Here is a 15,906-nt window from a genome sequence, read left to right as displayed (position 1 = left end):
GCATCCGTGCAGGGCAATTCCGTAGAATATGATCCAGGCCGCCTTTTCGATGTTGCCAGTCACTCCTCTACCTTCGGATCCTGCGTTGCGAGGATGGCGTTATAGCCTGATGGGGGCGTCGGCAACGCCATCCAGTGGGTGATTTCCTCAATGAATGGGGGCACGCTCCCCCCATCTTCATCAACACCCATCCCGAACCCGCCGGCTTCTCGCCAGACCACAGCGTAATCCCATATTTTCGGGTGGCCGGGGCCGTTGTCATTCATTCCGACAATCAGGAACTCCCCGTCATTCACCCCTGGCGCGCTCTCGATGGCGCGCCATCCCGGCATATCCGCCACCTCTCTGCACCCCTCGTTGCGCTCTGATCGTTCAGCGCGACGAAGGGCCTCGTCGCGTTCGGTCATCAAATATTGGATCAGATCAGCGGCATTCTGTCCGATCCCACAGGTGCATCGCGCGTCGCCGTTCGCATGGCACCCGATTGTGCGCAGTTCTTCCAGCAGCGCCGCGATGTCCTCGGGGGTGGGGTTGACGGGGTGGGTCATTCTTCGTCTCCATATTTGTCGGCACAGGTTTTCAGGGGGTCAGCCATTTTCGTCCCCCTGGATCACCGCCCCCACGAGTCGCCATCCGGCTCCGTTGATCCTGTTGCGCAACTTGAGCCATGCCGCGTGGTCTTTCGGATTGAACCGCGCACGAATGGCGTCGTGGATGCGGAGCCATTCTGCCGGGCTGAACTGTGGGCGGGCTCCGATGCACAGCGCGTAGCAGACACCCACGCTGGCAACCGTGCTGCTTGGATCGCGCAGATGCGCGTTCAGGATAGCCTCGGCCTGATGCATCATTCGCCTATCCCCGTAGCAGGATGCCTCGGACGATCACGCAACGCGGCGATCACCTGCTCGGTCTGTGCGTCATTCAGGCCCATGCATTCGCAGGGTGCCAGCCGGAGGCCTGGTACTGGAAAGGTCAGATCGTCATATAGTATTCGCCGGGCTTTGCCGCAGAATCGACAGGGTATTTGGCGGCCAATATTTGATTCGCAATTTGATACACATTCTGATACGCTATTTCGGTCTAAGTAATTGATTTTATTATTGTTGATTGCGTCATTGGCGGACTCACTGTCCGCCACTTGCCCTCGCGAAAGCGTTCTCCCGATCCGGCTGCGGCCGGATTTTCTCGTTGTTTTCGAGGGTTATGCGGGAGAGGCTGTTAACCGGTCCGTGTGCCGCGAGGGACGAAAGCGGTCTCTAAGGGCCGATATTCTCCGGAGCTGATGACTGCGCCGCTTTGGTGAATTTATCAGAAGCCATTGAAATAGCGTCAGTTAATCTCCTGCCTTCTGAACACTTCGATTTCAGGGTCGCGCTTCGAAAAGGAACTGAAATCGAACATTATCTAGGTCGGCGCAGCGCGAGTTGACCGTTCAGCCGCCGCGATCCCCACCGGTGGCGATGATCCCGCCATGCAGTATGTCGCTCTCACCGATCTCAATGGTGACAGGCGCCATGGGCAGCCAGGCTGCGAGAAGATCGGTTGTGGCGCTTATCTGTGTAGGCTTCCGCAGGGCGCACTCCCAAATCGTCGCTACGCGCCATCCGTCTTCCAGAAGTGTCGTACGCACGGCGCTGTCCCGAGCGATGTTTGCCTCGAACTTTGTCTGCCAGAACTCCGGCCGGGTCGATGGGCTGGTCGTGTAGCGACAGCCCTCGTGGCGATGCCAGAAGCAGCCGTGTACGAAGACCACGGCGCGATGCTTCGGAAGAACGAGGTCCGGCCGCCCGTGAACCTTTCCGGAATGAAGCCGGAAGCGAAAGCCGCGCGCGTGCAATGCCCGCCTGAGAGCCAGCTCGGGCTTCGTGTTCTTTCCCCGTATTCCCGACATCATCCGGGAACGGGTTTGCTGGTCCACGATATCGGTCATATCCGTCCTGGTCTTCGTCCCTGAACCTGGTATACACCGGCTGAATGAAACTCGTCAGGAGCCTGATTTGCCTTCAACTTTCGGAATTGTCGATCTGTTTGCCGGTCCCGGCGGACTTGGCGAGGGCTTCGCTTCCCTCGTGGAGGACGGCCATGCGCCGTTCCGGATCGGCATTTCGGTCGAAAAGGAAGCATCCGCTCATCGGACCCTTACGCTACGGGCGTTCCTGCGCGACTATCGTGCGCGTCATGATGCATTGCCCAAGCAGTTCATCGATTTCCACGCAGGACTTACCTCCGAACCGGACTGGTCAGCCGTCGACACTGAGGCGTGGCGGCATGCCATCGACGAAGCCCGCGCGCTCGAGCTTGGCACTGAGCATGCGGCAAGCGCCATCGATGGTGCGATTGTAGAGCTGAAGGACAAATACGACGACACAATCCTGATCGGCGGCCCGCCCTGTCAGGCCTATTCCCTGGTGGGGCGCGCCCGCTCCAAGGGCAAGGTCGGCTATGTCCCCGAGGAGGATGCGCGGCATTACCTGTTTCGCGAGTACATCCGGGTGCTCGACAGGCTTCGCCCAGCCGCCTTCGTGATGGAGAACGTCAAGGGTATGCTGTCCTCGACGGTCGAGAGCCGCCTTGTCTTCGAGATGCTCATGGAGGACCTGTCCTCACTCGGCACTGGCCACGGCCATCAATACGAACTGCGCGCCGTCCGGATCCAGAATGGCAAGGCCAGCCTGCAAGAGGCGACACAGCCTGCGGACTTCATCGTGCGCGCCGAGGCATTCGGAGTTCCGCAGCGGCGCCATCGGGTGATCATTGTCGGGATCCGGTCCGACCTCGCGCGCAAGGCCGCTGATGCCGAGGTCGCCGTGTTGGGTATGGCGCGGACAGTCGGCGATGCAATTGGAACGTTGCCCGCCCTGCGCAGCGGCATCAGCCGCGGCCTCGATGACGTGGCTGCATGGCGAAGGGAGGTCACCGACGCCGCGAAGTTGCTCGCTGGCATCTGCAAGGGGAAGGACGACAGCGCGCTCCGTGAAGCGTTCCTTGGCGTTTCAAGGGGACTGAGTGACGAATCACCGAGCCTTCGGGTCGCGTCATGGTTGCAGGACGGCTATGGCACTTCGAACGATGAACTGCTGCGTTGGCTCGAGCGGCCGAACATGCGCGCGATTGCCCAGCACGAGACGCGTGGGCACATGGCTTCAGATCTCGGCCGCTACCTGTTCGCAGCCGTTTTCGGCACCGTCCGTGGCTACAGCCCGAAGGCTGCCGATTTTCCCTTGGCACTCAGTCCAGAACACCGCAACTGGCACAGCGGCGTCTTCAATGACCGTTTTCGGGTCCAGCTGGCCGACCAAGCTTCGACCACGGTCACGAGCCATATCTCCAAGGATGGCCACTACTTCATCCATCCCGATCCGATGCAGTGCCGCAGCCTGACTGTCCGCGAGGCAGCGAGGCTGCAGACCTTCCCAGATGATTATCTGTTTCTGGGAAATCGTACACAACAATATGTCCAGGTCGGAAACGCCGTGCCGCCGTTTCTAGCAATGCAGATTGCACAGCTGCTGCATCGCGTGCTGGCGGTCGGGCAGTCGATCGGAAGAGAACGTAAAGCCGAGCGCCGCCATGCCCCGTCGCAGGTACCTTGAGCTCTCGCTGATGTAGTTTGGTGGCCAATAGCGAGGCCGGTCCATCGCAGAAGACCTTGGGCCGGTAATGTAATAAAAACGCGGCACCGGTTTCACTACATCTCTTCTACAGGCATTCCTTCCTCCGCCATTCGCTTAACAAGAAGCTTGATCGAATTCTTGTCCGGCCGGGCCAGATTGAAATTACCTGACCCAAGCTTCTGAAGGGCTCGGTCGGCCTTCGGCGACAGGAATTTACGTTGTTCAGCAACTCGGCGAATGATCTCGGCCTTGGGAATGAGAGTGTGAAGGAGCACATCGAAGTCGATCTCGTGATCGATCATCGCGGTCGACTTCGCCTCCTTTTTCTCTCGGTGCACCTCATCTGCATCGAGCATCAGATGATCAGGCAGAACTGGCACGTTGAATTCTGCTGCCTTTATATTCTGCCAACACAGTTCAAACTTGCAGTATTCTCCTACGTTCCGGACGTTCGCGGGCGTCCGTCGTATGGCGGCCGCTATTTGTGGGGCAAGAGAGACGATCAGGTCTTGGAGCTCGTCCGGCACTGACTGTGTGTTCCAGACTTGCCCCCAGTTCAGATTTACCTTCCCCTGCTGGTCAATCTGTTCGGCGATCCAGGAAAGTGTATAGGCTACCGTCTGAGATTTGTATCCCCGGTCATCCTTGTACCAGTCAGAGCTGGCCACGTGTTTGTCTGTCCAGCGGAAAATCAGCGCCATTGCGCAGGCATTTCGATACCAGGTTTCGTTGAACTGGGTGGGAGCGGACTTCCAAGCTTTCGCAGTCTCGTCGGCAAACGCCACGAAGGCCTTCTGGGCACCCCGTGAGACGATGTAAGGCTTACGTTCAAAACTTAGTATGTATTTCGCAAGGTCCGTCTTCTCGATGAGCTTCTCCTTGGGGTACTCCAGCTGATATTTTTTCTTTCCTGCTGCTGATGCATATGCAGTGCCATCACGGTACTGGCCGCGGGCTCGTTCGTAAAACCACTTGTCGCCCGTCATCGCTCCGTTTTGCGGCGGTGCGGTGAGAGTGCGCGAGTAACGCTCCATTTGCAGATGGAAGGGATGGCTGGAGAAGAAGTCGGCCTCCGAGATCCGGTTCTGAGTGTTCGCGAACCGTGAAATCTTCGGCACGACCTGCTCAATTACAGCAGGGGAAACCACCGATAGCTTCATCTGCACGTGGACCCGCTCAAGCGACGACTTGCCAACATCCTTGGCGTACAGGATCGACGCTGTCGTCTGTCCGCCATTCACAATCTGGAGGTTGTGAATGGCCGCAATTCCCAACTGGCCGTCTTCGAGTGTCTCTAGGTCAACCGCCGATGCAGTCGCGGTGAGGCCGTTGTTGTAGGCGAAAAACATCTCCGGCGTCTTCTTGATGGTTTCCAGAATGCCCTTGTTCACCTTGGTCCTCGCCTGAAGATAAGTCCGGACATTCTGTTCGAGTAGTCGCGCTCCGTAGAGGCCGTAAACTTCCGCAAGCACTGATCCCGGAATTGCAAGAAGATAGGATTGATGCTCCTCGGCTTCCGTCGATGCCTTCAGGCAGGCGATAGGCCCACCAGCGATAGTTGAAACATCGACCTCGATAGGCTCAGGCCTGCTGAAACTTTTTTGGATGTCGAAGTAGCGAGTGGCGTCGAGCACGCTATAGACGACCGGCAGTCCGCCGACCTCTTCGCCCAGCTGCGGCGGCCTTTTGGTTGCTAGGCGCGCGTTGGAAAAAAGGATAATGCGAAGTCTCTTGATGAGGTCACGTGCCGAATAGATGGAATACGCTGCTGAAAACGCTGGACTCGTTTCCTCAAGGGAGTTGATGAATGCCGATGAACAGGCGTTTTCAAAGAAATTGGTAACCCTCTTAAGTGCTGAGGTTAGACGATCATTCTGGAGAGGTTCCAAGTCCGTCCCGTCCCGGTAATCGCAGACGGCAAGATAAAGCGTTCCACGATCGTCATCAAACCCATGGCCGTCTATCTGGTATGGTCGGCGTCCACCGTCCTGACGACTGTGGGCGTACTCCAGATCAATGGTGTCGCCATTGTCGGACGCAGCGGCGGCATAGAGTTCAAAAAATGCCTCCTGCTGGAAGACGCCCCGCGCCTCTGCCTCTAAAAGGATATCTTCTCTTAGCTCTTCGAATGCTTCTTGCAACTCGCTCATTGAATGATTCCCCCGAACACTTCATCATCGCTGACGGTAAAGGGAACACAGTCACTAACGCGGATACTGTACTTGACCATGTCGACACCGGGCCGTAGATCGCTGCGCTCAATACGCGGAAAAGTTCCGCACACCTCATAATAGGTGCGGTCCACTAATACCCAACTCTCCTCGTCATAGTCCTGCCGCTCCTCGTAGCCCGCCTCCAGAAGAGCAATATCGAGTAGTTCCGGGGCGCCCGAGCCAGCCTGAGCCATTGCGTCACGGATCTCTGACACCAGAAGGTTGAGGGTCCGAGCCGCCGGGTCGACGGAAGGCAGCGGCGCAATGCCCTGATTGCAGAGCAGGATCCGTCCCTGAACCGGATCAAGCTGGTCTTCGGAAGAAATTCGGATCCGGCGATCGGCAGTCACCACCTGCGTCTTCACCTCAAAAATGCTGCCGGCAACCACAAAATCCTGCTCATGACCGCCGGGGCCGTTCCAGCATCGGATGGCGGCATTCCAGCCAAGCCGGTCGCTGAGAACGTCTCGCAGAAACAGCAATTCGCCGACCAGGCCAATCCTCTCGGTTTTTGACAGCAGGCGGTCGGCCCTTCGGCGCAGCATCTCCTGCCAACGGTGAACTTCCTCGACGGCTTGCAGCAGCCCTTCTCTAGCCTGTGACGGAGTGAACTTGTCAGTCGCCAGCATGAGGCTTTTGCACATAAGGGCGAAATTCCGGAAGTCCGCAGCGTTGCTGAGGGTCAGGACAAATCTCGAACGCCCATCACCTGCAGGCTCGACTTCGCAGGTCATCGCTGACATCTTCGGCAGGTCGAGCGCGCCGGGCTCCGCACACTCTGCATCAAGTTGGAAGACAAAACGTCCGCGATAGTCACGGCCAATCCTGAAATCGAGCGGATGGCTGCTGTCGGCAAGTCGGACGTTGTAGGACCCCGGGTCATATGGCGGGATAATCGCTTCCCATTCATTCAGCATCCTGAGCCTCCATCATCGCTTGGGAATCATCGTCTTCTTCGGCGACATAAAGTTCGAGTTGCTGGCGATAGACAGCGTTCACCTGGTAGGTTCTCTCCTTCGCAGGTTTCCCGGTCTCAGGCATGCAGAAGGAAAGCGTGACGATGGGCGTGTCTAGCTTGAGCTCGTCGTCGCAATCGACCCGGTCGTCGCGCAGTTTTGCACCGAAAACATGCACGAGCATCATCGGCCGCTCGCGTACCGAGCACGCGGCACGTTCCTTCTTGTAAATCTCGGCTTGGTAGGCTGCTTCCGCCGCTACCTTCTGTGCGTCTGACAGGCCGATCTGCGCGTCCCCCGGGTCGGCGACGCGGTTCTTGCTGCCGTACACACGATAGGTACCCCGCTGGACCGTTCCTTGGTCGCGGGACCTCAGATTGATGTCCTGACCGGCGAACTGAACGGAGTCGCCCGACTGACGCATGGGAAGCACCACATCCCATTCAGCCAGTTCGTCAGTGACGCGGTCCTGAACATAGTCCTCAAAGAGGGATGTGTCGGAAATTACCGATAGATCGGGATGATCCACAAACCGGAATTCGCGAAGGAGTTTGAGCACGTCGCGGCCACTAGCAGACCAGCGAATGAAACCCTTGCCCTTCTCAGTAGGGTCTCCGAGCGCGGAGAGGAATTTGTCGGCTGCATTGCGCTGATTATTACCGATGACCGGATCATTGGGGAGTGCGAAGCCCTCGATGTGACGCGCGGAATAATCCTGTGCGATTTTGAGCTTCTCAGCCGTGCGCATCTTGTTTGCCGCGGTTACCCGGATGGCGAGCGGGCTTTGCCGGACTTTGAGACCGAAGTCGCGCGGAGTGCGGCGCGCGGCCTGCATGCGCTTGATCTCGCTCCTAAGTTCTTCAGTTGCCTCGTCGACAAATTCGTAATGATCGAAGGACATCTGAGGCAGATAGAGGCGACAATATTCCTCATAACCCGTGCGGTAGCCGAACCAGCGCGCCATCTGCATCAGCGTGTCGCTCGCAGTCGCATTGCGCAGGAGATAAGAAACCGTGAGGCCTTCGAGTGTCAGCCCGCGTGACAGCGCCAATCCGCCGATGGCGATGACATGAAGGCCGTCAAACTTGTGTAGTGAATAGTCGAGCTTGCCGCCCCGCATATTGACGGTGCGGACCTCTATGGACTGTACGCCCTCGTTGAGAACCCCAAGCAGCCCATGCCAGTCGAGCCCGCTATCATCAAACTCCTTGGTGAAGCTCGCTTCGAGATCGTCCATGACATCATCGCTGATCTCGTCGGGCGGCAGCGATGCGTGGACCGCGATCGCGTCCTTGATCTCGGCAAGGTATTCGTAAACCTGACCCAGAATCTGGTCCTGGATGGCATTGAATCGGCTGACGTTGATCATCATCGAGCAATGAGCTTTGCCCTTGCCTTGGAGTACCCTGATGGCCCGCGTGATGCAGAACACGCGGATCGCGTGGCGCAGACTGTCGGGGATGTCGGCAACAGTGTCACCGCTCTTGTGCTTGAGTGGCAGTAGCAGACGATAATCGTCAATGATGCGGACCATGCCTTCACGCAGGTCACCGCCTTCCCGGAAGATCCGGCGTGAGCCGGCATAGTTGGTGGGCGGATCGAGCGCCTTGATGAAATTGCCTGGAAAAAGGTCGTCCGTCTCCATCTCTTCCGTCGTTTCCGGGTCGATGAAAATGTTGGCGAACGGTGTAGCGGTATAGCCGACATACGACGAGCGCGGAAAACGTGACAGGATCTGCCTGATGACACCGTTGATAGCAGTAGTGCGCTTAGGATCACTGGCTGTATTTATGGACGCATTGTCGGCTTCGTCGTCGATTAACAGAAGCGGCAGGTCATAGCCGCCAGTCTCCCCCTGCTTCTCGATCCAGAGAGCGAGACGTTCAAGGATGCCTTTGTTCTTCTTGGTGATGAAGATCATCGGCTCCTGATGACCGGACAGGCCGAAATAGATGCCGTCCTTGCCACTCGAAAAATCGGCCACCCGGGTCGTGCCGTAGGAGGGGATCCGCCGCGTCGCTGCGTAATTCTGGATCGGCAACGATTGCTGGGCGACCGCGCCGAACATCGAGACCTTGCCAATGAAGGTTTCATCGAGCCGTTCCTGCGTCTGGGAACGCAGCGAATTGGTAATCCCGGCAAGCAGGATGATGACTCGGTAGCCTGCGTCCGCAGCTTTGCAGATCAGTGCCGAATAATTAGTGGTCTTGCCCGACTGGACATTGCCCATGACCATGCCGCGAACAGCGCCGTAATTCTCGTCTCTCGGGTTACCGCACTGGTCGAGAATCTCGTCTGTATCGGAGTCAAGCGTGGCAAGCACGTGCGACGGAAGAGTTCCCGTCTCAAGATAATATTTACGGAGCCGATTCCAGTAATAGAAGTCAATCTGCGGCCGCTTTGCCGCTAGCCAAGGCCGATGGTCCTTTGTAATGACTGCTCCGCGCTTCTGGGTTACCGTGAAGCTCGATTCTAGCTCGCGGATGATTGCATTGATTGCCGGCTCACCGAGGTGCTGGAAGGGGCCGCACCGGACGATTTTACTGATCGCACCTTCAGGTAGGCCGTTTCCTTGAGCAATGTCCTCACCATAGTCTCGGGTGATCATTGAACGAAAGTACGCAAGTTCGCTGTCAAACATTCAGTTCCACCCTTTTTCCTTAAGGTGTGTCAGCACGATATCGGCGTGATTGGACCACGGCTCGGTAGACGCGAGGATCTCGTGAAGTGTTTTCATATTGCCCCCCACATGCAAAAGTAGCGAAGGAAGAGCTGCATCGAGCTTTTCGATAAACGTGCTTCGATCCACTACGCTCTGATTCATCATTTCCGGGCGTGAAGAATAGTCTTCGCCAATGCTGACAACAGGGAAGCAGTCCTCGATGATGCCGAGCGCTGCAGCAAACGCCTTGGCTCTGTCTTTGTCATCTTCATCAAGCATTCCGGCGATCAGTGGATGCTCGCGATTGAGATAATATCGGACCTCGCCGTTCCTTACATATTTTGCCCAGACCGACGTCTTCCCAGCTTCATTCCGGACTCGACCGCCGCGGGATTGGAACACCTTTCCTGATTTTCTCTTGAGGCCGTCTACGATGTCCTTCAAACGGCTTTTCAGCCCGGACGGAAGCTGTGCGTCCGCCTTGTCTAAGGTGATCTTCCACATGGCATCGAGCGAGTTGGGGATGTTAATCGCGATCCGGACAAGTTGCGACAGTTCGCCGTGCTTCACCAGCCGAAACCATGTTCCATGTATGATTAGTCGGTGTTGTCTATATACATAGAACCCTTGATTGCGAACGAAGCCTTCCTCAGCGCCCAGCCGGTCGTGCTCGCCCGCAGTTATCTTCGAATAGTGCGGGAGGATGAAGGCCTGCACCTCGATGGGCTGACCATCGAGGGTAAGCGTTTCCTTTGGCTGGGCCTGCGTTGCGTCATGGTGGCGGAAGAAGGGGTCTGCCGGTTTTAGCGCGTCCCCATTAAAATTGACCTTGAGCTTCCGAAGACCTTCCTCGCCGCCCAGATAACGGTGGAAGATGAGAGACAGCTGCGCCTTTGCGTGTGCGACGATGTCGTTGAAGCCTTTGCCGCCGACCTGGCCGAACTCAGAAAGACGATCACACTTGCACCAGATAACCTCCGTCCCGTCGCGCTCAAGCAGCCGTTGATCGGCTAACGCCTTTATTTCCTCTGGCTCGAGGACTCCCATTTTCCAGTCGGCGAGATCATCAAGATCCCAAGATGCGCCAGACAGAACTCCATCGTGTCGGGTGACGACGGTCAGGAGCCGGCACTGCGAGAGCGATGCCGACTTCATGCCCCAGCCGAACCGGCCGAGGTCATCGCGAGCCCGTTCATCGTCGGGATTGGTGCTGGCGGGTCGCATAGCCCGATGTAGCTCGTTCGCCGACATTCCGGACCCATCATCCAGAATCCTGACCTCGGGCCCGTCATCCTTCCGGATGCATTTAATTTCGATACTACGTGCTTTTGCCTTTATGCTGTTGTCCAAGAGATCGGCAAGAGCACTCGACAAGTCGTAGTTCCCAAAGCTCCGCGCCGACGTCATCAGCGCAGAGGCGTCTGGTGGATTATTTTGATACTTCACACGGCCCCCAGTAACCCTGCCATCATGCTTACAGGGTGGCGGATAAGCCCATAATCATCAATCCCCTGCTGTTCATCCAGATGAGCACGTTGCTCAACTGGGTTGAGGCGGGCGAGAGCCTCGACCCTAGGCCACGGCCATGGGAGGCAGATGTGCCCGGCGGCTTCGCAAACCTTGACCGGCAGTCATTGCCGCTGCTGATGGGAGGCCATCAACCAACCCTTCAATTTGTAGTGGTGGACGGGTCTGCTTAGAGGTTCTCAGCGGAAATGACCGACCAGCAAGCTCCACTGCAAGGGAAACGGCTCCAGCACCCGCGCCAGCGTCATCTCTGGCCCCTGCGTGCCGTCGAGGATTGCCTCAACGGTATCCGGCGCAAGCAGCGTCAGCCGCAGGACGCGGGTTATGTAGGAGGGTGCGATCCCCTCTCGCTCGGCCAGTTCGGAAATGGTAGCGAACTCACCCGACTCGAGCATCCGCTTCCAGCGGAAGGCGCGGGCCAGCGCCTTGACCAGCGTGTTGTCCGCCTTGCGGTCTGGCCGGACGCGGTCGGGCAGGTGCATTTCCTTCCGCCCGCCGCGCTTCACGATGTGAAATGGGACATGGAGCGTCACCGTTTCGGGGATCAGAGTGCCGCGGGTCATGCGGCCGCTCCCATGTCTCCGGCCAGCATCTCGCGTGCGAGGCCGCCGAGCCCATCCACACGGAGCCGGACGTTCAACCCGTCCGTCCCGATCTCCACGCGCTCGACCAACAACTCCACGATGCGCGCCTGCTCGGCGGGGAACAGCTCGCCCCACAGCGGATCAAGCTGCTGCAGTGCCGTCCGGGCGTCGGCTTCGCTGATATCGTCGGCGTGGGCGCGCGCCGCCTTCCATGTCCCCGCCACGATTTCGGGCTGGCGGAACACGGCGCGGAGCTGATCGATGACGGCGGCCTCTATCTCCCCCGCTGGCACGCGGCCGATGGGGCAGGATCCAGCGCCATGCTTCAGCACTGTCTGGCTGACATAATAGCGGTAGAGCCGGTCGCCCTTGCGGGTATGCGTCGGCGAGAACGCAGCGCCATCGGGCCCGAACAGCAGCCCCTTCAGCAGCGCGGGCGTCTCAGCTCGGGTGCGCGCGGCACGCTTGCGCGGGCTCTCCTGCAGGATGGCGTGGACGCGGTCCCAAGTCTCGCGGTCGATGATCGCGTCGTGCTCGCCGGGATAGCTGTCGCCTTTGTGGACCGCCTCGCCGATGTAGGCGCGGTTGCTGAGCATCCGGTAGATGTATTTCTTGTCGATCCGGTTGCCGCGCGGCGTCCGGATCCCGCGTACGCCAACCTCCCGCGCCAGTTCCGTGCAGGACCCGATCTCGAGGAAGCGGCCGAAGATCCAGCGGACGTGCGCAGACTGGTCGTCTTCCACCACCAGCTTCCGGTTCTCGACGCGATAGCCGTAGGGCGGTACCCCGCCCATCCACATGCCCTTGCGCCGAGAGGCCGCGACCTTATCGCGGATGCGCTCGGCCGTGACCTCGCGCTCGAACTGGGCGAAGGACAGCAGGATGTTCAGCGTCAGCCGTCCCATGGAGGTCGTCGTGTTGAACGACTGCGTCACCGAGACGAACGTCACGCCGTTCCGGTCGAACACCTCGACCAGCTTGGCGAAGTCGGCGAGCGAGCGGCTGAGGCGGTCGATCTTGTAGACCACCACCACGTCGACCAACCCGTCCTCGATATCCTCCAGCAGCCGCTTCAGGCCGGGCCGCTCCAGCGTGCCGCCTGAGATGCCGCCGTCGTCATACTGATCGCGGACCAGCGCCCAGCCCTCGGAGCGCTGGCTGGCAATGTAGGCCTCGCAGGCCTCACGTTGGGCGTGGAGGCTGTTGAACTCCTGCTCCAGCCCTTCCTCGGAGGACTTCCGGGTGTAGACGGCACATCGCAGCTTGCGGACGACCTTCGATTTATCCGGCGGCTTCGTCATGTCCGCCCCCTGTGGTTCTTGAGCCCGAAGAAGGTCCAGCCGTTCCAGCGCGTGCCGGTGATGGCCCGTGCGATGGCGGACAGCGACTTGTACGGCCGACCCTGCCATTCGAAGCCGTCGGCGGTGACGGTCACGATCTGTTCGACGCCCTGCCATTCGCGCAGGAGGCGCGTGCCGGTGATGGGGCGGTCGCGATCGGCTCGGATGCCGCGCTTCTTCCTGTCGCCGCCGTCCAGTTCCTCGCCGAGCCGTTCGAGGCGCCGAATCGTCTCGGGCTTCAGGCCGCCGTAGGCAAGTTCCTGGATGCGATAGGCCAGCCGGGATTCAAGGTAGCGGCGATTGAAGGGCGGCGGTTCGCTGTCGAACAGATCGCGCCACTGTTGCTTCAGTTCCGGCGTCGGCGTGGTCTTCAGCGCGGCCAGGCGCGCGGGAATGGGATCATGCGTCGTCATGCGGGTCTCCGGTGATTTGCATGCCGACCAACGCTCTTTGCGGGCGGAAGGTGTAGCGAAGTTTCTCCCATGTCGTCAGAGAGTTCGCTTGACTTCCTCATGCGCAACCGGACCAGCCCGAGGGCCAGGATGCGGCACAACTCGGCCCGCCGCTCGGCGGAGGTCATCAGGAAGGGCGACAGGGGATTGGGGTGCTTCATGGCAGGGCATCCGGGGAGCATCTGCCAGGGAAAAGCCAAATCCGGTGAGGCAATGGGACAGGGGGCCGGAGAAAATCTCTGGCGAAACCGGGTGATGTCCCTACTCTCGTCGGAAATGACAGCGAGGTGGCTCATGGTTCGCGCGCCCACGAAGACCTGCCCCAGTCTTTCCCGGCTATTCGATGATGCAGAGCCGAATCTGCTGTCCGGATTTCTCGCGGCTAGAGCTTTCGAGAGGTTGAACTGGCTTTCTGCCTACAAGTTCGATGTGGACAACCCGGACGGTCCGTCGCTTGCCAGGACCATGCTGCGGCAGGAAAAGAAGGACCGGCTGGGTCCGCTCGAAACTGAAGCCGCCCGGATCGTCACAATTGCGAGTGACCGCGGTGAGTATGTCCTCCAAGGTCTCGCCACAACCAGGCTCGAACCCGACCGCGCCAGGGAGCTTCTGAACCAGCGGGACAGGCTGGCGCGCAGCCTGTGGGCCTTTGCGAACGAACACGGGCTGTTCGAAGCGGCGGAGAACAGCCTGCACCTGCGGCTCTACCGGCGCTATGACAAGCACTACCAGACCTTCATGGCGGAGCCTTCGGTCGACGGAGGCCCGGACGCCGGCAGCGCATTGCTCGAAGAGCTTCTTGTCGACCTCAACAAGCGCCTCGATCGCGGCGACGGCTACAGCATCGACAAGTTCGACATCCCCGAGGACGGCGATGAACCGGCGGCAGAGATGTACCTGCTGTATCATCCCGATCCGCCCACGAGCGTCCGGGAGATCGACGACAACGGCAATAGGTCAAGTATCTATTTCCGGCCACCCGGAGAGGCGATGATCGTCTACACGCCATCAACCGGACGGGTACATGTCCGCGCTGGCAACCGAAAGTTCAGGCACACCATCGCCGAGCGATTCATCGAAACGGCCCTCGATCAGACCTATTCCAACCAGCCCGTCGACTTTCAGGCCTACGACATCTCGCGGTTCATGCAGGCCCTCGATCTGGAACTGCCGGAACTCGACGATGTGGTGATCACCCGTGCGCAAGTGATCCGCGCTGACATCAGCATCGGCAATCTCGCCAACCGCCTCTCGCTTTCCACCACTATCGATCAGGACATCTCCGAACTCATCCACAGCCAGCCGGGCCTCCCGAGGATTTTCGAGCGGGCGGTCGCGATCCGCTTCATCGAGATTGCGGTGCGGTATCGCCGCGCGGAGCGAGACGATGTGCAAACCCTCGACTTCACGCTTACCGATCGTAACACGAGCAGCCTTCTCAGTATTGACGACCCGTTCGAACGGGTTCTGGGGCATCGCCTGCTTCGACACTGGAATATCCTCCGTGAGGGTCGCGCGCCAGGCGATGCGGAGAGCATGGCGGTCATGCCTGCGTTGCTGGCCATCTGGGACATAGGGGCAGACAGGGTCACCGGCGAGTGGCTGGTTAAACGCGGCGTCGATCCCAGCCTTCTGATGGAAATCGGATTTCTTGTCCCTGCCGGTTGGGTAGGCGACGACCTGATCGACGATGAAGACGAGATAGGCCTGGTTGCAGCCGAGGTTGTTGTCCGGGTGGAAAAGGGAGATGAGGAAGCAGGAAATCATAAGGTGGCCGATCTTCAGGTCACCGAAGGACAGCTGGCCCCTGGCGGCACACCGGATCGCTACCGGGTCTATCGAGTGCGGGACGGCTGGGTCGCACAACATCTGAAGGCGCGTCTTGAACAGGCGCTGGATGTGCCCGCCATAGAGAAGCTGACTGACCAGCTTCTCTATCTTGGAACGCTCGCGGTCGATGGCGGCAATGTGCCGGTCTATCTCGCGCGAGGTCTCGACCGGGAGAAGGTCCGGTCGGACGTCGATACGCAGCTTCGGGCGCGCCACAACCTCGGCATCGGCCTGGTCCTTCAGGCTGGCGAAGCACCTGGGCCGTGTCTGGCAGCCAACGTCCTGACGCCGCTTGCCGATCAGATCGACAAGGGACAGTCCGAAATCGCCTTGGTCGCAGACAAGCTCCGGTCCGTGTTTCGGCGTCACCGGATATTGGCCCGTGGCGGACAAGCGGTCGGGCTCACCCGTTCCGGGGAGAATATGGCCACCCTCTTCGTACCTGGAAAAGCCACCATCGACATCAAGGGTGCAAACCGTATCGCCATCATTCAGCGGCTGGTGGATGCCCATAACAATGGCCCGACGCCGATGACGACGGGTGATCTTGTCAGAGGCATTGCCGAAGGCCAGTCCCTGCCGAACATCTTCAAGCAGCCGCTCTGGGACAAGCTGAAGGGTAACTTTTTGAGAAGTCTCGGCCAGAAAGGGCCCTGGGAGATCGCCGTGTAACGGCTGGCTCCGATCCGGCTCCGATTGGGGGGTCTGACAATCTCCGATTCGCTGAT

12 protein-coding genes are annotated in these 15,906 nt (G+C 59.2%); 2 read left to right on the top strand and 10 right to left on the bottom strand.

Annotated elements, in window-relative coordinates:
• Positions 1-59: 59 nt before the first annotated feature.
• The 3 genes from BW970_RS16510 to BW970_RS16500 form a co-directional block, all read right to left on the bottom strand.
• Positions 60-548 (bottom strand): DUF551 domain-containing protein, encoded by a 489-nt coding sequence (locus BW970_RS16510; protein WP_076533508.1) that lies wholly within the window; start codon positions 546-548, stop codon positions 60-62.
• 39 nt (positions 549-587) lie between these two features.
• Complete coding sequence (locus BW970_RS16505) at positions 588-848, bottom strand: hypothetical protein (protein ID WP_076533505.1); 261 nt, start codon at positions 846-848, stop codon at positions 588-590.
• Positions 849-1,432: 584 nt separating this feature from the next.
• On the bottom strand, positions 1,433-1,930 hold the full coding sequence (locus BW970_RS16500) for a very short patch repair endonuclease (RefSeq protein ID WP_076533503.1): 498 nt from the start codon (positions 1,928-1,930) through the stop codon (positions 1,433-1,435).
• A gap of 67 nt (positions 1,931-1,997) precedes the next feature.
• Between BW970_RS16500 and BW970_RS16495 the strand changes: the two genes are divergently transcribed.
• A complete protein-coding gene (locus tag BW970_RS16495; protein WP_076533501.1) occupies positions 1,998-3,593 on the top strand; it encodes a DNA cytosine methyltransferase in 1,596 nt (531 codons plus the stop codon).
• 95 nt (positions 3,594-3,688) lie between these two features.
• Here the strand turns inward: BW970_RS16495 and BW970_RS16490 are convergent, their stop codons facing one another.
• The 7 genes from BW970_RS16490 to BW970_RS16460 all read right to left on the bottom strand — a co-directional run bounded on the left by BW970_RS16490 (position 3,689) and on the right by BW970_RS16460 (position 13,309).
• The gene (locus BW970_RS16490) at positions 3,689-5,764 is read right to left on the bottom strand and encodes an AIPR family protein (RefSeq protein WP_076533499.1); all 2,076 of its coding nucleotides are present in this window, start codon (positions 5,762-5,764) and stop codon (positions 3,689-3,691) included.
• Positions 5,761-6,744, bottom strand: a complete 984-nt coding sequence (locus BW970_RS16485; RefSeq protein WP_076533497.1) for a PD-(D/E)XK motif protein — start codon at positions 6,742-6,744, stop codon at positions 5,761-5,763. Before BW970_RS16485 ends, BW970_RS16490 begins: the two co-directional genes overlap by 4 nt.
• Positions 6,734-9,424 (bottom strand): Z1 domain-containing protein, encoded by a 2,691-nt coding sequence (locus tag BW970_RS16480; RefSeq protein ID WP_076533496.1) that lies wholly within the window; start codon positions 9,422-9,424, stop codon positions 6,734-6,736. The genes BW970_RS16485 and BW970_RS16480 overlap by 11 nt, the downstream gene beginning before the upstream one ends.
• The gene (locus BW970_RS16475) at positions 9,425-10,891 is read right to left on the bottom strand and encodes an ATP-binding protein (protein ID WP_144038981.1); all 1,467 of its coding nucleotides are present in this window, start codon (positions 10,889-10,891) and stop codon (positions 9,425-9,427) included.
• Positions 10,892-11,151: 260 nt separating this feature from the next.
• On the bottom strand, positions 11,152-11,535 hold the full coding sequence (locus BW970_RS16470) for a hypothetical protein (protein WP_076533492.1): 384 nt from the start codon (positions 11,533-11,535) through the stop codon (positions 11,152-11,154).
• Entirely contained in the window at positions 11,532-12,857 is a 1,326-nt protein-coding gene (locus tag BW970_RS16465; protein ID WP_076533490.1) for a recombinase family protein, read from the bottom strand. The genes BW970_RS16470 and BW970_RS16465 overlap by 4 nt, the downstream gene beginning before the upstream one ends.
• Positions 12,854-13,309 (bottom strand): DUF2924 domain-containing protein, encoded by a 456-nt coding sequence (locus BW970_RS16460; RefSeq protein ID WP_076533488.1) that lies wholly within the window; start codon positions 13,307-13,309, stop codon positions 12,854-12,856. Before BW970_RS16460 ends, BW970_RS16465 begins: the two co-directional genes overlap by 4 nt.
• Before the next feature lie 198 nt (positions 13,310-13,507).
• Between BW970_RS16460 and BW970_RS16450 the strand changes: the two genes are divergently transcribed.
• Positions 13,508-15,850, top strand: a complete 2,343-nt coding sequence (locus BW970_RS16450) for a hypothetical protein (protein WP_144038980.1) — start codon at positions 13,508-13,510, stop codon at positions 15,848-15,850.
• Positions 15,851-15,906 lie beyond the last annotated feature (56 nt).

This window comes from Gemmobacter megaterium (assembly GCF_900156815.1).
GTDB classification, from domain to species: domain Bacteria; phylum Pseudomonadota; class Alphaproteobacteria; order Rhodobacterales; family Rhodobacteraceae; genus Wagnerdoeblera; species Wagnerdoeblera megaterium.
Note: the sequence above shows the minus strand (reverse complement) of the source record. Positions and strands in the feature narration are given on the sequence as shown.